General features: G+C 53.9%; 23 protein-coding genes. 10 read left to right on the plus strand and 13 right to left on the minus strand.

The window, feature by feature from the left end; translation table 11 throughout:
- The coding region (locus JKK62_RS11660) for an ROK family protein (protein WP_201428033.1) at positions 1 to 609 on the minus strand (609 nt) is incomplete at its 3' end.
- Positions 610 to 739: 130 nt separating this feature from the next.
- A complete protein-coding gene (gene guaB, locus JKK62_RS11665) occupies positions 740 to 2,221 on the minus strand; it encodes an IMP dehydrogenase (RefSeq protein ID WP_176753397.1) in 1,482 nt (493 codons plus the stop codon).
- Positions 2,222 to 2,387: 166 nt separating this feature from the next.
- On the opposite strand from guaB, the gene JKK62_RS11670 reads away from it, so the two are divergent.
- Positions 2,388 to 3,164 (plus strand): hypothetical protein, encoded by a 777-nt coding sequence (locus JKK62_RS11670; RefSeq protein WP_201428034.1) that lies wholly within the window; start codon positions 2,388 to 2,390, stop codon positions 3,162 to 3,164.
- A gap of 40 nt (positions 3,165 to 3,204) precedes the next feature.
- On the opposite strand, the gene JKK62_RS11675 is transcribed toward JKK62_RS11670, so the two are convergent.
- The 11 genes from JKK62_RS11675 to dnaA form a co-directional block, all read right to left on the minus strand.
- A complete protein-coding gene (locus JKK62_RS11675) occupies positions 3,205 to 3,918 on the minus strand; it encodes a putative periplasmic lipoprotein (RefSeq protein WP_092966452.1) in 714 nt (237 codons plus the stop codon).
- Positions 3,919 to 3,973: 55 nt separating this feature from the next.
- The gene (gene gyrA / locus JKK62_RS11680) at positions 3,974 to 6,475 is read right to left on the minus strand and encodes a DNA gyrase subunit A (protein WP_201428035.1); all 2,502 of its coding nucleotides are present in this window, start codon (positions 6,473 to 6,475) and stop codon (positions 3,974 to 3,976) included.
- A gap of 58 nt (positions 6,476 to 6,533) precedes the next feature.
- Entirely contained in the window at positions 6,534 to 6,968 is a 435-nt protein-coding gene (locus JKK62_RS11685) for an acyl-CoA thioesterase (protein ID WP_092966448.1), read from the minus strand.
- Between the two features lie 102 nt (positions 6,969 to 7,070).
- On the minus strand, positions 7,071 to 9,041 hold the full coding sequence (gyrB, locus tag JKK62_RS11690) for a DNA topoisomerase (ATP-hydrolyzing) subunit B (RefSeq protein WP_201428036.1): 1,971 nt from the start codon (positions 9,039 to 9,041) through the stop codon (positions 7,071 to 7,073).
- A gap of 2 nt (positions 9,042 to 9,043) precedes the next feature.
- Entirely contained in the window at positions 9,044 to 9,367 is a 324-nt protein-coding gene (locus JKK62_RS11695) for a hypothetical protein (RefSeq protein ID WP_201428037.1), read from the minus strand.
- Between the two features lie 2 nt (positions 9,368 to 9,369).
- Complete coding sequence (locus tag JKK62_RS11700; RefSeq protein WP_092966442.1) at positions 9,370 to 10,092, minus strand: hypothetical protein; 723 nt, start codon at positions 10,090 to 10,092, stop codon at positions 9,370 to 9,372.
- Positions 10,093 to 10,104: 12 nt separating this feature from the next.
- Positions 10,105 to 10,359 carry an extracellular matrix regulator RemB gene (remB, locus tag JKK62_RS11705; protein WP_092966440.1) on the minus strand — a complete coding sequence of 85 codons (255 nt, stop codon included), beginning with the start codon at positions 10,357 to 10,359 and terminating at the stop codon, positions 10,105 to 10,107.
- Between the two features lie 82 nt (positions 10,360 to 10,441).
- Positions 10,442 to 11,548 carry a DNA replication/repair protein RecF gene (recF, locus tag JKK62_RS11710; RefSeq protein WP_201428038.1) on the minus strand — a complete coding sequence of 369 codons (1,107 nt, stop codon included), beginning with the start codon at positions 11,546 to 11,548 and terminating at the stop codon, positions 10,442 to 10,444.
- Positions 11,549 to 11,551: 3 nt separating this feature from the next.
- A complete protein-coding gene (locus JKK62_RS11715; RefSeq protein ID WP_092966436.1) occupies positions 11,552 to 11,764 on the minus strand; it encodes an RNA-binding S4 domain-containing protein in 213 nt (70 codons plus the stop codon).
- Positions 11,754 to 12,860, minus strand: a complete 1,107-nt coding sequence (gene dnaN, locus JKK62_RS11720) for a DNA polymerase III subunit beta (RefSeq protein WP_092966434.1) — start codon at positions 12,858 to 12,860, stop codon at positions 11,754 to 11,756. The genes JKK62_RS11715 and dnaN overlap by 11 nt, the downstream gene beginning before the upstream one ends.
- Positions 12,861 to 13,122: 262 nt before the next feature.
- A complete protein-coding gene (dnaA, locus tag JKK62_RS11725; protein WP_201428039.1) occupies positions 13,123 to 14,445 on the minus strand; it encodes a chromosomal replication initiator protein DnaA in 1,323 nt (440 codons plus the stop codon).
- Positions 14,446 to 15,163: 718 nt separating this feature from the next.
- On the opposite strand from dnaA, the gene rpmH reads away from it, so the two are divergent.
- The 9 genes from rpmH to JKK62_RS11770 all read left to right on the plus strand — a co-directional run bounded on the left by rpmH (position 15,164) and on the right by JKK62_RS11770 (position 23,053).
- Positions 15,164 to 15,298, plus strand: a complete 135-nt coding sequence (gene rpmH, locus JKK62_RS11730) for a 50S ribosomal protein L34 (protein WP_022234753.1) — start codon at positions 15,164 to 15,166, stop codon at positions 15,296 to 15,298.
- Positions 15,299 to 15,354: 56 nt separating this feature from the next.
- Positions 15,355 to 15,696 carry a ribonuclease P protein component gene (gene rnpA, locus JKK62_RS11735; RefSeq protein WP_201428040.1) on the plus strand — a complete coding sequence of 114 codons (342 nt, stop codon included), beginning with the start codon at positions 15,355 to 15,357 and terminating at the stop codon, positions 15,694 to 15,696.
- A gap of 13 nt (positions 15,697 to 15,709) precedes the next feature.
- Complete coding sequence (yidD, locus tag JKK62_RS11740; RefSeq protein ID WP_092966429.1) at positions 15,710 to 15,940, plus strand: membrane protein insertion efficiency factor YidD; 231 nt, start codon at positions 15,710 to 15,712, stop codon at positions 15,938 to 15,940.
- A 14-nt stretch (positions 15,941 to 15,954) separates the two neighbouring features.
- Positions 15,955 to 16,944, plus strand: a complete 990-nt coding sequence (locus tag JKK62_RS11745) for a YidC/Oxa1 family membrane protein insertase (protein WP_092966427.1) — start codon at positions 15,955 to 15,957, stop codon at positions 16,942 to 16,944.
- Positions 16,945 to 16,991: 47 nt separating this feature from the next.
- Positions 16,992 to 17,903, plus strand: a complete 912-nt coding sequence (gene jag / locus JKK62_RS11750; RefSeq protein ID WP_201428041.1) for an RNA-binding cell elongation regulator Jag/EloR — start codon at positions 16,992 to 16,994, stop codon at positions 17,901 to 17,903.
- A gap of 218 nt (positions 17,904 to 18,121) precedes the next feature.
- The gene (gene mnmE, locus JKK62_RS11755; RefSeq protein ID WP_201428042.1) at positions 18,122 to 19,495 is read left to right on the plus strand and encodes a tRNA uridine-5-carboxymethylaminomethyl(34) synthesis GTPase MnmE; all 1,374 of its coding nucleotides are present in this window, start codon (positions 18,122 to 18,124) and stop codon (positions 19,493 to 19,495) included.
- Positions 19,496 to 19,516: 21 nt separating this feature from the next.
- Positions 19,517 to 21,403 (plus strand): tRNA uridine-5-carboxymethylaminomethyl(34) synthesis enzyme MnmG, encoded by a 1,887-nt coding sequence (gene mnmG / locus JKK62_RS11760; protein WP_201428043.1) that lies wholly within the window; start codon positions 19,517 to 19,519, stop codon positions 21,401 to 21,403.
- Positions 21,390 to 22,100, plus strand: a complete 711-nt coding sequence (gene rsmG, locus JKK62_RS11765; protein WP_201428044.1) for a 16S rRNA (guanine(527)-N(7))-methyltransferase RsmG — start codon at positions 21,390 to 21,392, stop codon at positions 22,098 to 22,100. The genes mnmG and rsmG overlap by 14 nt, the downstream gene beginning before the upstream one ends.
- Positions 22,101 to 22,216: 116 nt before the next feature.
- On the plus strand, positions 22,217 to 23,053 hold the full coding sequence (locus JKK62_RS11770; protein ID WP_316626034.1) for a ParB/RepB/Spo0J family partition protein: 837 nt from the start codon (positions 22,217 to 22,219) through the stop codon (positions 23,051 to 23,053).
- Positions 23,054 to 23,526: the final 473 nt, after the last annotated feature.

Raw genomic sequence — 23,526 nt, forward strand, 5'->3', positions numbered from 1 at the left:
GAGCTTCTCGGAGAGGATCTTCTCCTTGGTGAGGTTGATCAGACCTGTCGCGGAGGAATACGCTTCCCAGCATCCCTTTCTGCCGCAGCCGCACTCCTTGCCGTCCTTGACAATGACCATGTGACCCAGTTCAGCGCCCGCGAAGTTGGAGCCGCTGTAGATCTTGCCGTTGATAATGATGCCGCCGCCGACGCCGGTGCCGAGGGTGATGGCGACCGCGTTCTTTGCGCCCTTTGCGGAGCCTGCGAGATATTCGCCGAGAGCCGCCGCGTTCGCGTCGTTCTCAATGAGCACTTTCTTGCCGAGACGCTCGTTCATCATCTTGGAAACCTCCCAGTTATGGAAGTGGAGGTTCGCGGAATACTCGATGACGCCTGTTTTCGGGTTTACCGCGCCGGGTACGCCGATACCGATGCTCTCGACCTCGTCCATCGAAACGCCCGCTTTTTCGCAGGCTTTCTTTGCGACCTCCGCCATGCTGTCGCAGATGTCGCTCTCGGGACGGGGTACGTTGGTCTTGCAGGACGCCTTCGCTACGATCTTGTAGTTCTCGTCGCAAAGACCTGCAACGATATTGGTGCCGCCGAGGTCAATTCCCAGTCTATACATATGTAACACTCCTTATAGATGAATTTTATGAATCCTTTATTATCATATCATAAAAAAACAGACAAATCAATACAATTTTTTGTACTTTAATAAAAAAACCGTCCCTGCAAAAGCAGAGACGGTTGCAAAATCAGGTTGCGTTGTAGGAGTAGTTGGGAGCTTCCTTGGTGATCTGGATATCGTGGGGATGGCTCTCTCTGAGACCTGCGCCCGAGATGCGGACAAAGTGCGCTTTCTCGTGCAGTTCGTTGATGCTGGCACAGCCGGTATAGCCCATGCCTGCCTTCAGGCCGCCCATGAGCTGATAGATGGTGTCGGAGAGCATTCCCTTGTAGGGTACGCGTCCTTCGACGCCCTCGGGGACGAACTTGCGGTTGCTTGCCTGGAAGTAGCGGTCAGCGCTGCCCTTGCCCATTGCGCCGAGGCTGCCCATGCCGCGGTATACCTTGAACTGTCTGCCCTGATAGATTTCCTTTTCACCGGGGCTTTCCTCACAGCCTGCCACGAGTGAGCCGACCATGACGACGCTGCCGCCTGCGGCAAGCGCCTTGACGATATCGCCGCTGTACTTGATGCCGCCGTCCGCGATGACGGGGATGCCGTACTTGGAAGCCTCGCAAGCCGCGTCATAGATCGCGGTGATCTGCGGTACGCCGATACCTGCGACGATTCTGGTGGTGCAGATGGAGCCGGGGCCGATGCCGACCTTAACGGCGTCTGCGCCCGCGTTGATGAGAGCCTTTGCCGCCTCCGCAGTCGCGATATTGCCCGCGACGAGGGGAAGGTTAGGATAAGCCTTCTTGACTCTTGCGACGGAGTTGACAACATTGGAGTTGTGGCCGTGCGCGGAGTCGAGAACGACGAGGTCAACGCCTGCCTCGATCAGAGCGGCGACTCTGTCGAGAACGTCGACGGTCGCGCCGATCGCAGCGCCGCAGAGGAGTCTGCCCTTGTCGTCACGCGCGGAGTTGGGATACTGCACGCTCTTCTCGATATCCTTAATGGTGATCAAGCCCTTGAGACTGCCGTCTGCGCCGACAATCGGGAGCTTTTCGATTTTATGCTCACGGAGAATTTGCTGAGCCTGCTCGAGCGTCGTTCCGACGGGAGCCGTGATCAGATTTTCCTGCGTCATGACCGTGGAAATCGGCTGCGCGAAGTCCGCCGCCGTCATAAAGCGCATATCGCGGTTGGTGATGATACCGATCAGCTTTCCGTCGCGGCAGATGGGAACGCCCGAAATCTTGTACTTGCCCATCAGGTCATCCGCGTCCTTGACGGTGTTTTCGGGAGAAAGGAAGAACGGGTTGACAATAACGCCGTTTTCACTTCTCTTTACGCGGTCGACCATGTCCGCCTGTCTTTCGATCGCCATGTTCTTGTGGATAACGCCGACGCCGCCCTCACGTGCGATCGCAATCGCCATAGCGGTCTCGGTAACGGTATCCATCGCCGCGGTCATCAGGGGGGTGTTGAGGCGAATCGTCTTGGTGAGGTTGGTGGAAACATCAACGCTCTTAGGCTCTACGTCTGACTCTCCCGGAATCAGAAGGACGTCGTCAAAGGTCAGTCCTTCTTTGCCGAACTTATCATTAAAATTGGTATTCAGCATAATTCTCCTCCATTCTGATTATATGTATCCTTTATTATAACAAACAGACAGAAATTTGGCAACATCATTTTTGCAAAAATCCAGTATTTTTGAGGATTTCCGCTATATTGACATTTTCCCCGAAACATATTACAATAAAATTATCAATTGTTGTGAGGTATATGTTATGAAAAAATTATTCACACTCGGTTCTATTCTCCTTGCCGCCGCTTTGACACTCTGCTGCGCCGGCTGCGGAGAGGAAGCGTCCTCCAAGGAGGAAACGACTTCATCCGCATCCTCAAAGGCTACGGCGGATGAGCTGACAGACTTTGACGGAACTGTCAAAACCGACCTGAGCAAGCTGCACGAGGTGGACTATGAGAACGGCAACGCCTTTGCGGGCGCGTGGAAGATCACCGAGGGACAGGGCGACCAGTTCCAGAGCTTCACCTTTGTCTTTGACGGCAAGGACAACGCCTACATGATGATCGGCTCGATGGGCTACTGCGGCAAGTACGAGCTGAACGAGGATACCAAAACCTTCGGCACCCAGCAGGCGGTCGGACTGAACGGCACCTACACCTACACCTTCTCGGACGACAACAACACGGTCGAGCTGTACGACACCGAAACGAAGCTGACCACCAAAATGCAGAAGCTCGTTTCGTTCACCTTTATTCCCCGTGCGGAGCCTGACTCCGAGATCGATCCTGCTCTGCTCGGCGCATGGAAGGACGAAAGCGGCGGCTACATCTACTTTGAGGACAACGGCATCATGTATGAGACGCAGAAGGCGATCAGCTTCACGTTCTACACCTACTCCGCAAAGAACGGCGTGGTGGACAACACCTACTACATGCTGGAAGCGGAAAAGGGAAGCTATCAATATAAAGTAGACGGCGACAAGCTGACCTATAACGGCTACACCTACACCAGAATATCCGCAGACGAGTTGGTTTAAGACGTAAAAAGACGTGCCGGGGCACGTCTTTTTCTTTTGCTTATTGGTATTCCTCCAGATGCCACTCTTCCTTGAGCTTGTCCGTGACGGGAAAGACGCGGAACAGCATCAGGCTGTTCTGACTGTCGGCGCCGTCCTCCCTTGTATTCAGGGCAAAGACAAAGCCGTCATACCAGAGGTTCTTGTTCTCCTCGGTGACGCGGTAGAAAATATTCTGCAGCGTGTTCACATGACCGCTCGGATAACCGCACACCGCCTGCGCGACGAGTGCCGCCCTGAGCAGTATCTTATCGCTCTTTTTTTCTCCGTTATCCTCCTTGCCGACAAAATGTCCCATCGTGGTGCCGCAGCCGATGTTGACGAGCTTGTCGCTGTCCTCCTCGACGGTCGCGGTGATATTCATGCCGTTGTCGTCATAGTAATAATATTGAATACGGATGCCGTTTTCGTCCTTGGTGACCTGTCCGTTCTTTTTCCAGCCCTCCATGTGGATGACGTCCTTTTCTCCGCGCAGGCTCATTTCGGCGTTATAGCGCGAGGTGAAGTCATAGAGCGTAGAGGTAAAGCGCTTTCCGTTGACGTTCCTGCTGTCCTCCACCGCCTCGGCGCGTGTGCCGAGATAGGCGGGTTCGTCGACGGTCGCTGCATTCTGCGGCTGATCCACGTCGATTTTGACCTCTTTTTCTTTTCCGCACGCGGTCAGCAGCGAGAGCGTCATGACGGCTGTTAACATCATTGCGAGTATTTTTTTCATGCTTCATCACCTGATATCTGCAAACACAGGGCTGTAAATTACAGCCCTGACTTTCTTATTCTTCTGTTGCTTCTTCCTCTTCTGTAGCTTCTGCGGCTTCCTGAGCGGCTTCGGCTTCTTCCTCTACCTCATGCGGCGCCCTCGCGACGGTGACGACCTTGTCGCCCTCGCCCATCTTCATCACCGTAACGCCCTTGGACGGACGCGAGCAGACGCGGATGGAATCCGCCGCGATACGGATGATGATGCCGTCCTGCGAGATGATGATGATATCATCGTCAATATCGACGACCTTGATAGCGGCTACCTTGCCGTAGCGGTCGATATGATAGTTGATCAGACCCTTGCCGCCCCTGCTCTGGAGACGGTAATCCTCGGGCTTGGAAAGTCTGCCGTAGCCCGTCTCGCTGACGGTGAGCACCAGACCGCCCTCGCGGACGACGCTCATGCCGACGACCTCGTCGCCCTCTTTGAGAGTGAGCGCCTTGACGCCGCGGGCAAGTCTGCCCATCGGACGGACGTCGTTCTCATTGAAGCGGATCGCGACGCCGAGCTTTGTCGCGACAATCACATTGGCGTTGCCTTCGGTCATGCGCACCCAGGCAAGCTCGTCGCCCTCGTTGAGCTCAAGCGCGATCAGACCGCCCTTGCGCGCGGTGTTATAGGCATTGAGTGCAATGCGCTTGATGATACCCTTGCGCGTGACCATGACGAGGAATTTGTCCTCGTCAAACTCGGGCACGCGGATCATGGAGCTGACCTTTTCATCGGGCGCGATGGGAAGCAGGTTGGCGATATTGATGCCCTTTGACTGTCTGCTGCCCTCGGGCACCTCGTAGCATTTCAGTCGGTATACCCTGCCTTTGTCGGTGAAGAAGAGCACATAGTCGTGGGAGTGGATGATGAACATCTCGGTCGCGACGTCCTCTTCCCTGCGCGACATGCCCGAAACACCTCTGCCGCCTCTGCGCTGGATTTTGTAGGTGTCGACGGCAAGACGCTTGACGTAGCCGAACTGCGTCAGCGTGAGGACGCATTCCTCCTGCGGAATCAGATCCTCAATATCGACCTCGCCGCTGACGGCGCAGATTTCCGTGCGGCGCGGGTCGGCGTATTTATTGCGGATCGCGATAAGCTCCTCCTTGACGATTTCGAGCTTTCTTGTTTCGCTGGCGAGAATTTCGAGGAAGTCCGCGATTTTCGCCTTGAGCCCCTCGATCTCCTCCTCTATCTTGTGGCGCTCCATGTTGGTAAGCTGTCCGAGACGCATCTGCACGATTGCCTGTGCCTGCACCTCGTCGAGTCCGAAGCGCTCCATCAGCGCGGCACGCGCGGACGGCTGATCCTTGCTCGCGCGGATGATGCGGATGACCTCGTCGATGAAGTCGATCGCGATTTTCAAGCCCTCGAGAATGTGCATTCTGTCCTGGGCTTTTTTCAGGTCGAATTCCGTTCTGCGGCGGATGACGTCCTCCTGGAACTCGATATAGCACTGCAGCATATCCTTAAGCGTCAGGATCTTCGGCTGACCGTCGACGATCGCGAGCATGATCGCGCCGAAGGTCACCTGCAGCTGCGTATAGGAAAACAGCTGGTTGAGCACGATCTGCGGCGAACAGTCGCGCTTGATGTCGATTTCAATGTGCATGCCGATACGGTCGGAGTGATCCTCGATGTTGGAAATGCCCTCGATGCGCTTTTCCTTGACGAGGTTGGCGATGTTTTCAATCAGACGCGCCTTGTTGACCTTGTAGGGCAGCTCGGTGACGATGATCTTGAATCTGCCGTTCTTCGCTTCGATGATCTCTGTCTTGGCGCGGACGGTGATTTTGCCCTTGCCGGTGGCATAGGCGGCGCGGATGCCGCTTCTGCCCATGATGATGCCGCCCGTCGGAAAATCCGGACCGGGGAGGTTCTCCATCAGCTCGGGAAGCTCGATATCGGGGTTGTCGATGCAGGCGCAGACCGCGTCGATGGTCTCGCCGAGGTTATGCGGCGGAATCTCGGTCGCCATACCGACGGCGATACCGCTGGAGCCGTTGACGAGAAGATTCGGGAAGCGGCTCGGGAGCACGACCGGCTCCTTGAGACGGTCGTCGTAGTTGGGGATGAAATCGACGGTTTCCTTGTCGATGTCGGTGAGCATATCCATTGAGATCTTGCTCATTCTGGCTTCTGTGTAACGGTAAGCAGCAGGCGGGTCGCCGTCTACGGAGCCGAAGTTTCCGTGACCGTCGACGAGCATATAGCGCATGGAGAAGTCCTGGGCAAGACGCACCATCGCGTCATATACGGACGCGTCGCCGTGGGGGTGATAGGAACCCAGCACGGAGCCGACAGTGTCGGCGCACTTGTGGTAGGGCTTCGTCGGGTCAAGACCTCTCTCGTACATGGTGTAGAGAATCCTTCTGTGGACAGGCTTGAGACCGTCGCGCACATCGGGAAGCGCTCTCGACACGATAACGCTCATGGAGTAATCCAGAAAGCTCTTCTGCATCTCGTTTTGCAGGTCAACGTCAATGATTCTGTTTTCATTCATCTGCTTTTCGTCACTCATTGTTCAACCTCTAATTTTCTCAGTCTATGCTCTTATTCTTGCTGTTTATTATATTCAATCAGTCAAAGCTCTTGATATTGCTGTTCATTTTCTCAAAGAGCACGGGCATACGCTTCTTTGCGTTGCAGGGACGGAAGGTTTTCGCGTCCACAAATCCGTGCTCTGTGCTGCCGTAGCATAGCTCGGTCTCGGTGCCGTCGGCTTCGATGCGCTTGACGGTGTAGGAGAACTCGATTCTCGCGGCGGTCATCTGCGTGCACCAGGTGCGGACGATCAGCTTGTCCTCATAGAGCGCGGGCAGCTTGTAGCGGACGGAAAGATTGCGCAGGGGCGTCATGATGCCCGCAGCCTCCATTTGGCTGTAGCTGGTGCCGAACAGCTTGATATAGTCCGTTCTGCCCACCTCGAACCATACGGGATAATTGGCGTGATGGGCGATGCCCATCCTGTCTGTTTCTGCATATCTCACTGTAATATATGTCTTGGAATGCATAACTGTCCCTCCATACAAAGTGTTGTTCCGTCCACCTTAACTCCAAACTTCAAACTCCACACTCAAAAAGGCTCCACACTCAAAAAGGCTCCACACTCACTATCAGACGTCGAGATTCTGAACGTACTTCGCATTTTTCTCTATGAACTCGCGTCTCGGCTCGACCTTGTCGCCCATGAGGATGGTGAAGGTCTCGTCGGCAGCCTCGGCGTCGGATAGCTCCACGCGGAGCATCAGACGCGAGTCGGGATTCATGGTCGTCTCCCAAAGCTGTTCGCTGTCCATTTCACCGAGACCTTTGTAGCGCTGGATCTCGGTCTTGCCCTCGATCGACGCGAGGATCTGATCGCGCTCGATGTCGGAGTATGCGTACTTGTGCTCCTTGCCCTTGGTGATGCGGTAGAGCGGCGGCTGCGCGATATACACGTGACCCGACTCGATCAGGGGCTTCATATAGCGGAAGAAGAAGGTCAGCAGCAGGGTGCGGATATGGGAGCCGTCGACGTCGGCATCCGCCATGATAATGACCTTGTCGTATCTCAGCTTCTCAATATCAAATTCGTCGCCGATGCCCGTGCCGAGCGCCGTGATGACGGGCATGAGCTTGTCGTTGCCGTATACCCTGTCGATACGCGCCTTCTCGACGTTGAGCATCTTGCCCCAGAGCGGAAGTATCGCCTGTATCCTTCTGTCTCTGCCGCCCTTGGCGGAGCCGCCCGCCGAGTCACCCTCGACGATGAAGATCTCGGTCTCGCTGCTGTCGCGCGACTGGCAGTCCGCGAGCTTGCCGGGAAGCTGGGCGGATTCGAGAGCGGACTTTCTTCTGACGCTCTCTCTCGCCTTTCTCGCCGCCTCACGCGCTCTGGCGGAGGCGAGCGCCTTCTCGAAAATCGCCTTGGAAACCGCGGGATTCTCCTCGAGATAGACCATCAGCTTCTCTCTGACGAGTTTGTCGACCATCGTTCTGACCTCGGTGTTGCCGAGCTTCGCCTTGGTCTGTCCCTCAAACTGCGCCTCCTTGAGCTTGACGCTGATGATTGCGGTCAGGCCCTCGCGCACGTCCTCGCCGCTGAGGTTTTTATCGTTATCCTTGAGCTTGCCGAACTTGCGCGCGTAGTCGTTCATCACGCTGGTCAGCGCGCGTTTGAAGCCTTCCTCATGCGTGCCGCCGTCGGTGGTGTGAATGTTGTTCGCGAAGCTCAGAAGCATTTCGTTGTAGCTTTCGTTGTACTGCATGGCGATCTCGACCGCCACGGTGTCCTCCGCGTTCTTGGAGGAGAAGTAAATGACGTCGGGGTGGATCACCTCGAGGGAGCGCTTTTTGTGGATGTACTCCACAAAGCTTTTGATACCGCCCTCATAGTAGAAATTCTTCTTGATGATGCTCTCCGGCTCGCGCTCGTCGCGCAGCTCGATATGCACGCCCGCGTTGAGGAACGCCTGTTCTCTCAGGCGGCGCTCGAGCACCTCATATTCGTAAACGGTGGTTTCCTTGAAAATCTCGGGGTCAGCCTTGAAGCGCACCTCGGTGCCCTTGACGCCGGACTTGCCGATGACCTCCAGCTCGTTCATGATCTTTCCGCGTTCATAGCGCTGAAAATAGACGTCCTCGCCGTCGCAGACCTTGACCTCGAGCCACTCGGACAGCGCGTTGACAACCGACGCGCCTACGCCGTGCAGACCGCCGGAGACCTTGTAACCGCCGCCGCCGAACTTGCCGCCGGCGTGGAGGACGGTAAAGACAACCGTGACCGCGGGAAGTCCCGTCTTGCTGTTGACGCCGACGGGGATGCCGCGTCCGTTGTCGGTGACGCGGATGATGTCGCCCGGCTCAATGACGACGTCGATCTTGGAGCAGTAGCCCGCAAGCGCCTCGTCGATCGAGTTGTCGACGATTTCATAGACCAGGTGGTGCAGACCGCGCGGACCGGTGGAGCCGATATACATACCCGGGCGTTTTCTGACCGCCTCAAGTCCCTCGAGCACCTGGATCTCATCCGCGCCGTATTCCTGTTCAACCTTGGTGATTTCGATATTTTCTTCGTTTCTTTCGATATTCTCTACCTGATCCATGCTTACCTCTTCTTCTTTTGTTCGTTAGCTTTGAATATGACAAAAAATGGTCTGAGCATAAATGCGAGCACAGTCCAGCATACGTTGACGATAAACACCGTCAATGCCGTTGCGTTCGGAAAAATATTGACAATCGCGATCGTGCTGCCGAAGCAGACCGCGAGATAAATTGCCGCGAGCAGGAACAGCCCTCTGAGCAGGGGCTTCATACTCTTTTTGCAGTGATAGCAGGTGCGCTCCCTTGTCGGATGAAAAAATATCATCCTGTTGACCTCGCCGTAGCGATAGACGGCACGACAGTGGGGGCATACGGGTAAACGGAACATACTCAGAATCTCCTGTTTGCGGAATAGCGGCTGCCCTCGGGCTTGTATTCCTTGACGTCGTCGTCCTCATCGTCCGTCACGGGAGCGGGATTGACAGGCTCGCTGCTGATATAGTGGCGGTTGCGCGTCCGGCTTCCGTCGGAGCGAAGCTTTTTGAGCGGCGCGTTGTCAACGGCGTGATCCTCGCTGACGTCGTCGATCACGTGAACGATGGGACGCTCCACCTTATCGGAGGTCGAGGAAAGCTCGTTCTCGCTGATCTGCTCGCGCGACGCGGAACGGTCAGCCTTGATCTGATTAAAGACGTCGGAGTTGATCCTGAAGCCGCTGCCCGAATCCAAGCCGCTGAACTCGTTGTCAAGCTCGGAAACCGCGAGGTTATCGGAATAGGCGATGCCGGCGCGCTTTGCCTCCATGGTCTTTTTATATTTTTTCAGCGGTTCAAAGTTGACGAACCGCGGGGAAATCAAACCGAAAATAATCAGCGGCAGCGCCACAGCCGCGATGCCCAGCGGGTTGTAGGTGAGCTTGAGGTAAACCCAAAGCACAAACAGGGCGATGGAGAGAATGGCGCAGATCAAAAACGCGAAGATGACCGAGCGGCTGATGTACACCCTGCTTTCTCTTCCGCAGCGGGGGCAGACAAATTCCGCCTTTCTTCTTCTTCCGAAGCAGACGGAGTAGGGCACCCGTCTGCCGCAGTAGGGACATTTCTTTTTTCTCATGGGATTCTCCTTTTAGTGGATTCTGAGCTCCCGCCTGCTCAGCGTCTTGGCGGAGAGCTGGGAGATATATACCTTGATTTGGTTGTCCTGTTCACAGACGATAAAGGACTTCGGCAGCTCGTAGGACACATTGACGACCTGACCGCGCTTCTGCGCGAGCGCGAGAAAGTCGCGCGTCTTTTTGGAGACGGTGCAGGCGTCGATGTCGAACATGGCGATGATATCCTCCGTCCTGATGACAACGTCGTTTCCTAAATGCAAATACATATTTTTAGTTTGGAGTTGTTTTAGTGTGGAGTGTGGAGTGTGGAGTGTGGAGTTTGAAGTGTGGAGTTGTCACCGTCCGCTTTTACTTCTCGGCTTCCACGTTTCCTTCACTGACATAAAATATTTTTCCCTCGTTGAGCTGCTCCTTATTGGACTTTTCGCAGCAGGTGATGAACACCTGACAGTCCCGCAGCTCATTGAGCAGATAGTCCTGACGGTCGTTATCCAGCTCCGAGAGCACGTCGTCAAAGAGGATGACGGGATTTTCTCCCATTCTCTCTCTCAGCACCGACGCCTCCGCGAGCTTCAGAGAGAGCACCGCGCTGCGCTGCTGTCCCTGCGAAGCGAAAAAGCGGGAATTTTTTCCGTTGATGATGATTTCAATATCGTCGCGGTGAGCGCCCGCCGCGGTCGAGCCGGTGAGCATTTCGGTCTGCAGACTCTGGCGGCACTTCTCGAGGAATTTCTCCTTGAGCGTCCTGACGTCGTCGTTCTCCTCCGCGCCGAAGCTCGAAACATAGCGCAGACGCAGCTCCTCGCTGCCGCGCGAGATGCCCTTGTGATAGACCACCGCGCGCTCGGTCATCATCTTGATGAAGTCCATTCTCCTGCGCACGATCTCCGCGCCGAGCGTCGTCAGCTGCTCGTCCCACAATGAGAGCGTTTCCTTCAGCCGCTCGTTGCGGACGATCTCTTTGAGGAGCGCGTTCCGCTGCTTGAGCAGGCGGTTATATTTCTGGAGCGTGAGCGCGTTGCGCAGCTTCTCGCGGCAGATCGCGCTGTCGATGAAGCTGCGCCGTTCCGAGGGACCTCTCTTGATCAGGCTGAGGTTCTCGGGAGAGAACACCACCGCGCAGAATTTCTCGATCAGCGCCGAGGATGTTTTCTGCTCGACGCCGTTGACCTTGATCACGCGTCCGCCCGTCTCCATCGTGAGCTCCGCAGTCTGCCGCCGCTCCTGTCCGTAGAACACACATTCCAGCTTTGCGAAGCTTTTATCGAACTGAATCAGCTCGCGGTAGCTCTGGGTGCGGAACGAATGACCGCCGCAGAACAGCCACAGTCCCTCGAGAATATTCGTCTTGCCCTGCGCGTTGTTGCCGTAGATGATGTTGACGCCCTCGCAGGGAGTCAGCGTAAAATCAGCGAGGTTGCGGTAATTCTGATAGCGGATGCTCTCAACTCTCATGTGTTACGCCACGGTGACGGCAACGCCGTCGTATTCGGCGACGTCTCCCGCGCGGAGCTTTTTGCCGCGCATGGTGCAGACCTCGCCGTTGACCTTGACCTCGCCGTTCTGGATGACGATTTTCGCCATTCCGCCTGTCGCGGCAAGACCGGTCAGCTTCAGCAGATCCTGAAGCTTGATGTATTCGGAATCAATTTGAATGGTTTCAGCCTTCATTTGCGAGCCTCATGGGTACGACGATGAACAGGAAGCTGTCTCCCTGAACGGGCTTGATGACGATCGGCGAGATCGTACCGTTGAGCACGATTTTGACCTCGTCGCAGTCGGTATTTTTGAGCGCGTCGAGCATATAGCGGTTATTGAAGCCGATTTCCACCTGCTCGCCGATGATCGGGATGCGGATGGAGTCGTTCGCCGAGCCTACCGCCGAGGCGCAGGAGAACTTGATCTGGTCGCCGAGGAACTTGCAGCGCACGGGGCTCTGCATTCTGTCGTTGTTCATCAGCGACATTCTCTCGACCGAGTTGATCAGGCGGCGCGTGTTGATGACGACCTCTGTTTTTTCGGTCTGGGGGATGGTGGACTTATAGTCTATAAATATGCCTTCCAGCAGGCGGGATATGACGCGGTAATTCTTGACCTTGAAGGTGATGTGGCGCTGACCGATGATGATATCCACAGGCTCCTCGTCGTCGCTGAGCAGCTTGAGAATCTCGAGCTGGGTTTTTCCGGGCACCACAAAGGAGGTGTTGCTCTGACTCTCGACGTTCTCCTTGCGGATCGCCATGCGGTAGCCGTCGATCGCGACGATCGTGAGCACGGCGTTCTCAATTTCAAAGAGAGAGCCGGTATAAATCGGCTTCGCCATATTTTCGCTGGTGGCGTAAACGGTCTGTCGGATCATCTCACGCAGGGTCTTGGAGCCGAGCGTGATCGAGTCGGTCTGCTCGAAGGTCGGCAGGTCGGGATATTCCACGGAGGACATGCCCGTGATTTTATAATCCGCGTCGCCGCAGTTGATATATATGACCAGTCTGTCGTCGGTTTCGATGGTGAGGATCTCCTCGGGGAGGTTTCTGACGATGTCAAGGAAGAGCTTGGCGCTGATAACGATCTCGCCCTCGTCCATGATCGTCGCCTCGACGTCAGTGGTGATACCGATTTCGAGATTATAGCCCGAGATATTGAGCTTGTCTCCGAAAGCCTTGATCAGTACGCCCTCCATAGCGGGGATAGTCGACTTGGTGGCGACGGCTCTCGATACAATCGATACAGCTGATTGCAAATCTGTTCGCAAACAGGAAATTTTCATTTTGAAAGCTTCTCCAATCTATATCTTTTAAAATATTTCGTAGTCGTAGTAGGGGATGTGAAAATATAGGAAAACGCGGAAAACGCCGATGGGGACGGGAAAAATTTGTCAACAGCCGTCTGAGAGTAAAATGTGCGCGGCTGTGAAACATTTTCCACAGGATTTCGACTTTCTTCCATATCCTGTCCACATCAGTCCACAAGTTTCATGTTTGCACAGCCGTGGGATGTGCATGTGTGTGGAGATGTGAGGAAAAAACCGGTCAGCGATCCTTGATATTTTTCATCATATCGTCGACGAGCTCCTTGGTTTTCTGATCCTTTTCGAGCTGCTCGCCGACCTTGGTAATGGAATAGAGCACGGTGGTGTAGTGTCTGCCGCCGAACATGCTGCCGATTTCCTTGACGGTCAGGTTGGTCAGCTCGCGGGTGATATAGATCGCGATATGGCGAGCGTTGCTGACGTTCGCCTTTTTGCTCTTCTGCTTGGTGATATCCTCGGGGGACATGCCGTAGGTTCTCGCGACCTCGTCGATGATGCGCTCGACGGTGACCTCGGGCGGCACGTCGTTATTGAGGACGTCGGCGATGACCTCCTGCACGGAGTTGAGCGTCGGCTTTTCGTTGTTGAGGAAGGACTTCGCCTTGAGCTTTTTGACGGTGCCCTCCAGTTGGCGGATGTTGGACTTGAGCCTGTTTGCGATGTATTCACAGATCTCGTTGGACAGGTCAAGGTCGAGAAGCTCCGCTTTTCTTTTTATAATAGCGATTCTTGTTTCAAAATCAGGCGGCTGGACGTCCGCAATCAGGTCCTGCTCAAAGCGGGAGCGGAGACGGTCGTCGAGCGTGCGGATCTCCTTGGGCGGACGGTCGGAGGTCAGTACGATCTGCTTGTGCGCCTCGTGGAGCGCGTTGAAGGTATGGAAGAATTCCTCCTGCGTACTTTCCTTGCCGCCGATGAACTGGATATCGTCGACGAGAAGCACGTCCGCGTTGCGGTACTTGCGGCGGAATTCCGCCATTTTTGCAAGGCGGAGCGATTCGATCAGCTCGTTGGTAAAGTCGTCGCCCTTGATATAGCAAATCACCATGTCGGGATTGTTTTTCTTGATTTCGTTGCCGATAGCGTAGAGAAGATGGGTTTTTCCGAGTCCCGAGTTGCCGTGGAGGAACAGGGGGTTATACGCCTTTGACGGATTCGTCGCGACGGCAAGGCATGCCGCGTGAGCAAACTTGTTGGACGGTCCGACGATGAAGGTATCGAAGGTATACTCATAATTGGTATCGGTCGTTTCCTCGATCACCTGCTTGACAGGGGTGGCAATATTCGCCTCCTCGGGCGTCTTTAAGTCGATGTTGAATTTGTTGTCAAAGATTGCCTCGAACGCCTCGTTGAGCAGCGGGATATAGCAGCGCTTGATGGTCTGGCGATGAAAATCGTTCGGTACGATCAGGTAGGCTGTGTTGCTGTCGAAATCAAGTCTGAGCGGCTTGATGCGGCTGATCCACGTGTTGTAGGCAACGTCAGTGATTTTGTTATGACAGTAAGAGCTGATAAGCTCCCACGCGTCGTTGAATGAATCCATGTTCTTGTCGTTCCTTTCCGTACGGGGAGAGACGGTTTGCTGAGAGCCGTCAGGCGGCTTCGCTTTTGGGAAAACGGTGCGAAATCCGCCCGCTGACGAACGTTTTTTTACCCCTCAAATCTCTCAAATCTACTCTTTTCGCAAATTTACCCACATTAATGCTTATACTCTTTTATTATAGTACTTTCTTCCCAAAATTGCAAGTATTTTAAATCGCGGACTAAGGGTCGGCTATGGAGGTTTCCTCGCGTTTACGCGACGAAGGTTCATCAGACTTTTCCCAATCCCATTTCTCGCAGAAAGGTTTGATGAAAATTTTTCGCGTTTACGCGGCGGGTGAGAACCCGCTGTCGATTCGCGGACTATAAATCGGCAATAATGAAACTGCACGTTTACGCGACGAAGGTTTATCTTTATTCAGCCAATCCCATTTCACAAGGAAAGGTTTAAATAATTCAACTCCAAACTCCAAACTCCACACTAAATAGGCTCCACACTCCACTCTCAAAAAAACTCCCTTTTAAATAGTATACGAAAATCAAATAAATCTTTCAGAGAAAAATGGGATTCGTCAGAGTCAGATGAACAACCGTCGCGAAAACGTGCATTATCCTCCAGAAAAAACCCCTGGTACGCGATTTAAAATACTTGACTAAATGGGGAAAATAAGGTATAATGCTATATTGCAAGGCTATATTTTGAAGGGAGGGTTTCGCTTATGTTGAGAACATATCAGCCTAAGAAGCTCCACAGAAAGAAGGAGCACGGCTTCAGAAAGAGAATGTCAACAGCCAACGGCAGAAAAGTATTGGCAAGAAGAAGAGCTAAGGGCAGAAAAAGGTTGTCTTACTAAGGAAAAGGCCACTTTTCAATGTGGTCTTTCTTTATATGCGGCCGGAGAAAAAAGAGATGTCAAAATACGTCACGATAAAGGAAAACAGGGATTTCTCGCGGATGTACCGCAGGGGAAGGTCCTTTGTAAGTCCCGTGCTAGTCACGTATGTGATGAAGAGCAGGGAAGACACGCCGCGTTACGGAATCACCACGGGAAAGAAGATTGGCAACGCCGTAAAGCGTTCAAGAGCGAGAAGAGTGATCAGAGCGTCATACTATCAGCTTTATCCCGAAATCAGAAAGGGATACGATCTTGTGTTTGTCGCGAGGGGCAAGACGCCCTTTGTGAAGTCGCAGGTTGTTGAGAAGGCGATGAAACAGCACCTGAAACAGGCGGGTGTACTGAAAGAAAAATAGCTTTGGTGTCGCAATGAAGTATGTGCTGATTGCTTTGATCAAGTTTTACAGGTCCGCAATTTCTCCGTATACCCGTGCCCACTGCAAGTACATACCAACCTGCTCGCAGTACGGACTTGAGGCGATTGAACGGTTCGGGGCGCTCAAGGGCGGCGCTCTGACGCTGTGGCGCATCATGCGCTGCAACCCTTTTTCATCGGGAGGGTACGATCCCGTTCCCGACAAAAAATTGAATAGAAAATAAAACGAGGTAAAAAAATGCAAATTTTCGGTTTTCTCGGAAGCCTCCTCGGCTATGCGCTGTGGGCGGCGTTTTATGTATTTCACAACTTCGGTCTCGCAATTATTGTATTTACCATCGTTATCAAGGCGGTTCTTTTCCCGTTCTCGGTGAAGCAGCAGAAGTCAATGGCAGGCAACGCGAGAATGGCAAAGAAGCAGAAGGAGCTTCAGGAGAAGTACGGCAACAACCGTCAGCTCTATCAGGAGGAGCTCAACAAGCTCTATGAAAAAGAGGGCTTCAAGCCGATGGGCGGCTGTGTGACGATGATCATACCGATGCTGGTACTTTTCGGCGTATTTTACGCCGTGGCATATCCGCTGACCAACACACTCCACCTCAACGCGGACAATGTCAACCAGGCAGTGAACTACATGTCCACCATTCCGGGTTATGTGACGAGCGCCAATCCGAACTATCAGCAAATCGCGCTGATGAAGATTTTCCCGTACATTGTCAACACCGAAACCATTCAGGGACTTTTCTCCGCTGCTGACGTGCAGCAGATCCACGAGCTGTCAACGGGCTTCGACCTGTTCGGCTTCAATCTTCTGAATGTTCCCTCAGACTTTGGTTTCTGGTCATGGTACCTGATTTTCCCCGTACTCTGCTTTCTTTCCAACGTAGGCTCGCAGTTCATCATGACGAAGGTGAACAGCAACGCAATGGGACAGCAGCAGGGATGCATGAAGTGGATGATGTATCTTCTTCCGCTGTTCTCGGCGTATATCGCCTATTCGGTACCGTGCGCACTGGCGTTCTACTGGATTATTTCCGCGGTCATCAGTCTGGTGCAGTCCATTGTGCTGGCGAAGATTTTCGGTCCGGCGCAGATGACGGCAAACAGCGAGGCAAGACACGCGGCTCTGCTCTTTGAAAATGAGGCAAAGGTGCCCTATGTATACGCGCCCCGTGCGGTTGCGCAGAGCAATGATAATCCTTCGGCAAAAAAGAAGAAGAAAAAGTAAGTTTTGAAATTACATCGGACATCCGATAAAAATATCAGAGGTAAAAAATGATTAAAGAAGCAATCTGCGAGGGCTCTGACGTAACGGTTGCCCTCGAAAAAGCAAAGGCTGAGCTTGGTCTTGCGGATGGTGAAGATTACGAGTTTGAAATCATCCAGACCGAGGAAAGAAAAAAGTTCGGTCTTTTTGGCGGCAGACCCGCGAAGGTAAGGGTTTATATTGAGGTAAAAGACCCTGTTGCTCCCGTGGCAAAGAAGCCCGCGGCGCCTGCTGTTGCAGCTCCTGCTCCTGTTGTTACGCCTGCACCCGCACCCGCAGTCAAGGCGCCTGTTGTATCCGACGGCGTCGCGCCTGACGAGAGAGCTGAGAAGTTCCTCAGAGACGTTCTCGACAAGATGACGCTTGAAAGCGTACAGATCGAGAAAAAGACAGAGGAGAACGCAGTGGAGTTTGACCTTTCGGGTGAGGAAGTCGGCTTTGTGATCGGCAGAAGAGGTGAGACGCTGGACGCGCTCCAGTATCTGACGAGCCTTGTGGCGAATCATGGACAGGAGCCTTACATCAAGGTGACGGTCAACACAGGCAACTACCGCGAGAAGAGAGTCAAGACGCTTGAAATTCTCGGCAGAAAGCTGGCGTTCAAGGCGATCAAGACAGGCAGAAAGTGTCCGCTTGAGCCGATGAACCCCTACGAGAGAAGAATTATCCACACTGCTGTTCAGAAGGTCAACGGAGCGATCTCGTGGAGCGAGGGTGAAAACGCCGCGCGTCACGTTGTGATCGGACCCGACCCCAAGGCGAAGAATAACCGCAGAGGCGGCTATAACAACAACCGCAGAGGCGGCAGACGGAATTTCAATTCCAACAATCGCAGGTCAAACGCAGCGCCTGTTAATCCCGACAGAGTACCGCTCAATGAAGGCGGCGAAACAGGTCTTTACGGCAGACTCGATAAATAATGAAAAGAGCGGACACCAATCCGCTCTTTTTCTTTTGCTTCGCGTTTCTTTTAAATCGCGGACTAGGACGTCGCTTGTCGGCAGCTGCACGTTTACGCGGGAGAAGTTCATCAGAATCTTACCAATCCCATTGCATGAGGATAGGTATTATATGATCCTTATTCCATAATGAAAGGTTTGGCAAAATAACTCCAAACTCCACACTAATAAAAAAGACTATGAACGATCAAAATACAACTATCGCCGCCATCAGCACCGCGCAGGGTGAAGGCGGCATCGGCGTTATCCGCATATCGGGTGAAAGGGCAATCGAGATTGCCGACGCCGTATTCAAAAACATCAACGGAAAAAAGCTCGCTGATATGAAGGGCTACACGGCCGCCTACGGCAGCATACAATATGAAAACGAAAAGCTCGACGAAGCGGTAGCTCTGGTGTTCCGCGCTCCTCACAGCTATACGGGAGAGAACGTGGTAGAGCTGTCCTGTCACGGCGGTATCTATATCTCGCGTCAGGTTCTTCGCGCTGTTCTCGAAGCAGGCGCAAAGCCTGCGGAAGCGGGAGAGTTCACAAAGCGCGCGTTTCTCAACGGAAAGCTCGACCTAACCGAAGCGGAAGCGGTCATGGACATCATCAGCGCCAAGAGCCGCAGTGCCGCACGTTCCGCATTGTCTGTCAAGGACGGAGCGCTCCGCCGCAAAATCAACAGCGTCAAGGACGATCTCCTGTCCATCGCGGCGCACCTGTCCGCGTGGGCGGATTATCCCGAGGAGGATATCGCCGAGGTGACGGACGAGATGATTTTCGATTCCTGCGACAAAGCGATCGCGGCGCTGTCCCATCTTCTCGACACCTACGACATTGGACAGGCGGTCAAGCAGGGAATCGACACCGTCATCGCGGGAAGACCGAATGTCGGCAAGAGCACGCTGATGAATCTTCTCTCAGGCTATGAAAAGAGCATCGTCACCGATATCCCGGGCACCACACGCGACGTGGTCGAGGATACGGTTCTCGTCGGCAATGTTTTATTAAGACTGAGCGACACGGCAGGCTTGCGCGACACGGACGACAAGGTCGAAAAAATCGGCGTTGACCGCGCGAAGAAACGACTTGAGCAGTGCGGACTGCTTCTCGCTGTATTTGATAACAGCCGCGAGCTGGACGACGACGATATGCAGCTGCTGGAAACAGCGGCACAGGTTCCGACCATCGCCATCATCAACAAGACAGACTTGGAAAATCAGCTAGACATTACCGTGATTGAAAGCAAGGTCAAGAACATTATCACAATTTCCGCCGCGAGAGGTGAGGGAAGAGAAGCCATCGTTGAAGCGGTGGAGAAAATCGCGGGAACCGACCGTTTGAATCCCAGCGAGGGAATTCTATCCAACGAAAGGCAGCGCGCGAATGTGAGAAACGCGCTCGCGTCCGTCAGGGAGGCGAAGGCGGCGCTTGAAATGGGCATGACCTACGACGCGGTGACGGTATCGCTGGAGGACGCGATCTCCGAGCTGCTCGAAATGACAGGCGAGAAAACGGGAGACGAGGTCATCGACCGCGTGTTCCACAACTTCTGCGTCGGCAAATAAATTGAAAATGGATTTGATACTATGACATATTTTGCAGGTGAATACGATGTCGCCGTCATCGGCGCGGGACACGCGGGAATCGAGGCGGCGCTTGCGGCGGGAAGGCTGGGCTGTCACACCGCCGTCTTTACAATCAACATGGACGCGGTGGGCAACTGTCCGTGCAACCCGTCCATCGGAGGAACCGCAAAGGGACATCTTGTGCGCGAGCTGGACGCCCTCGGCGGCGAGATGGGCAAGACCGCGGACGAATGCTTTTTGCAGTCGCGTATGCTCAACCGCGGCAAGGGACCCGCGGTACATTCACTCCGCGCGCAGATCGACAGGCGCAAGTACGCGGAAACGATGAAGCACAAGCTGGAATTGCAGGAGAACCTCGAGCTGCGTCAGGCGGAGATCATCGACATCAAAAGGACGGAAGACGGCTACGACCTCACGACGCAGATGCTTGCGGTCTATCATTGTAAGACGGTCGTCATCGCGACGGGAACCTATCTCGGCGGCAGGATTTTTGTCGGCGAGGTCAGCTACGAAAGCGGACCCGACGGCATCTTTCCCGCGACGAAGCTGGGACAGAGTCTGAAAGATCTCGGCTTGCCGCTTCGCCGCTTCAAAACAGGAACGCCCGCGCGTGTGCTCCGCCGTTCGATCGACTTCACCGAGCTGGAGGTGCAGAAGGGCGACGAGCCGCCGCAGCCGTTTTCCTACGAAACCGAATCCCTCGGCGAAAACAAAATCGACTGCCACATCAGCTGGACGAACGATCAAACAAAACAAATCATCCTCGAGAACATCCACCGCTCACCGTTGTATGCAGGTAAAATCGAGGGCGTAGGACCGCGCTACTGTCCGAGCTTTGAGGACAAGATCATGCGCTTCAAGGATAAGCCGCGCCATCAGCTCTTTATCGAGCCGTGCGGCGAGAACACCGAGGAGATGTATTTACAGGGCATGAGCAGCTCACTTCCCGAGGAGGTGCAGCTGAAATTCTACCACACCATCAAGGGCTTGGAGCACTGCGTGATGATGCGTCCCGCTTACGCGATTGAATACGACTGCGTCGACCCGACCGCGATGCTGCCGACGCTGGAATTCAAGGACTTCCCTAACCTCTTCGGCGCAGGACAGTTCAACGGCAGCTCGGGCTATGAGGAAGCGGCGGCGCAGGGCTTTGTCGCAGGCGTGAACGCCGCGCATAAAGTGCTCGGCAAAGAACCCTTTGTCCTCACGCGCGACAGCTCCTATATCGGCACGCTGGTCGACGACCTCGTGACAAAGGGAGCGAATGAGCCGTACCGCATGATGACCTCCCGCAGCGAGTACCGCTTGGTGCTCCGTCAGGATAACGCCGACGAGCGGCTGACGCCCATCGGTTATTCCCTCGGATTGATTTCCGAGAACCGCTGGAAAAAATTCTTGGATAAACAGGAGCAGAAAAAAGCGGAGATCAAGCGTCTGAAAACGACGGTGATTTCTCCGACCGACGAGGTCAACGCGATACTTGTTTCACGTGAAACATCTGAAATCACCACAGGCGTGAGATTGATTGAACTGATGAAGCGTCCGCAGCTCGGCTATGACGCGCTTGCATCGATCGATACCGAACGACCTGCGCTGAGTGCGAACGTGATGGAGCAGGTTGAAATAGAAATCAAATACGAGGGCTATATTCAGAAGCAGCTCAAGCAGGTGGAGCAGGTCAGACGGCTCGAGAACAAACTGCTGCCGAAAAACTTTGATTATAAAACAATCGTCGGTTTACGGCTGGAGGCGCAGGAAAAGCTGAATAAGATTCAGCCGCTCAACATCGGACAGGCGTCGCGCATCTCGGGTGTATCTCCCGCGGATATCAGCGTACTGCTGATATGGATGGCGACGAAGAAGGAGCAGAACCATGACAATGCGTGAAACGCTCATAGCGGCGACAAAGGATTTTAACTTACAGCTCAGCGAGAAGCAGCTCTCTCAGCTCGAACGCTATCACGCTCTGCTCGCCGAGTGGAACGAAAAGATGAACCTCACCGCTATCACGGACGACGAGGGCATTGCGGTCAAGCACTTCGCGGACAGCCTGACGCTGTTCAACTATTATGATATTCCGCAGAACGCCCGCGTGATCGACGTCGGAACAGGCGCAGGATTTCCGGGACTGGTTCTCAAAATCGCCCGTCCCGATATCGAGCTGACTCTGCTCGACAGCCTGCAAAAGCGGCTCACCTTTCTGGACGCCGTCCTGCAGGAGCTGAACCTCGACGCGAACCTGATTCACAGCAGGGCAGAGGAGGGCGGTCAGAATATGAATCTCCGCGAAAGCTATGACCTCGCGGTATCACGCGCGGTGGCACAGCTCAACGTGCTGTCCGAATATTGTCTGCCCTATGTCAGATTATCGGGATGGTTCATCGCGTTCAAGGGCAGCGCCGAGGGAGAGCTGCAAAACGCAAAGAATGCGATCGGTATTCTCGGCGGCAAGGTGAAGTCGGTACAGAATTTTGAACTCCCGATGGACGGCGGTTCACGCACGTTGATAGAAATAGAAAAGGTGCGGCCGACGCCCGACCGATATCCCAGACCGAACGGAAAAATCAAGGCGAAGCCCTTGTGATGGTTTTCGACGGAAAGCTACAGAACAATTGAAAATAATCGCGCACGATGCGACAAAATCCGCTCACCCGTTATGGTATTATAATAGCACAGGGACAAGCCCTGATGCTGATAGGGGTGAGCGGTTTGAATTTATTGGTCAGAAGTGAGAACACGATTGCGGACATACCAATTATCAAAATCCGCCCGAACAAAGCGCAGCCGCGGAAGGTCTTTTCGGAGGACGAGCTTTCGGCTCTTTCCCGTTCCATTTCGGAGAACGGTATTCTCCAGCCGCTGACGGTGCGCAAGGTTTCCTCTACCGAATACGAGCTGGTTGCAGGTGAACGCAGACTCCGTGCCGCGGTAATGGCAGGACTGCGCAAGGTACCCTGCATCGTAGTGAAGTGCTCCGACAGAGAATCTGCCGTTTATGCTCTCCTTGAAAATCTGCAGCGTGCCGACCTCGGAATCTTCGAGGAGGCACGCGGGATTGCAAAGCTGATACGCCGTTACGGACTGACGCAGGAGCAGGCGGCGATCAAGCTCGGCAAGACGCAGTCCACCATCGCCAACAAGCTCCGCCTTCTGCGTTTGAGCGAGGAGGAGCAGGAGTGGATGGAAAAGGCAGGGCTGAGCGAGCGTCACGCAAGAGCGCTGATCCGGATAGAGAACGAAACCGTCAGGCGCGAGGTGCTCTCGCGTATCATCACGGAGAACCTCAACGTCAAACAGAGCGAACGCCTTGTCGGCATCTATCTCAATTCCACCCCGAAGCCCTCGCGGGTCAAGGGGAACAGTAAAGCGGTGATAAAAGACATACGAATTTTTCTCAACACGATTAACAGGGCGATCGACACGATGCGGCTATCGGGAATCAACGCGCAATCCAACAAAACAGACACAGAGGATTTTATCGAATACACAATCAGGATTCCCAAGTCGACGCTGTACTCGCCTGATAAAAGTGCATGAACCTGTTGCAGAGCAACGATTTTGAATATACACGCAGGGCAGATATAATCCATATACACCCTTTAATTATCCTTTCTCTGATTTCCGTCAACCCTGCGTGTATGACTTTACTTTCCACCAGGGTGCAATGCACCCGTTCCACTCATACCCATTTCCTTATCTAACCCCTTGCGAGGAGGCGTACAAGCAATTGTACGCCTCTTTGCGTATTTTAAATCGCGGACTAAGAGTTGGATAAGATGGAGGTTGCTCGTTTACGCGACAAATGTTCATCAGAATCGATCGAATCCCATTTACGGGTGAGAACCCGCTGTCAATTCGCGGACTATGGGTTTGAAAAATTGGCAGCTGCACGTTTACGCGAAAGACGTTCATCAGACTCCAACCAATCTCATTTGTTAAGGATACGTATTATGTAATACCTGTTTCACAAGGAAAGGTTTGGCGGTGAATCAATAACTCCAAACTTCAAA

The organism is Ruminococcus difficilis, from assembly GCF_016680995.1.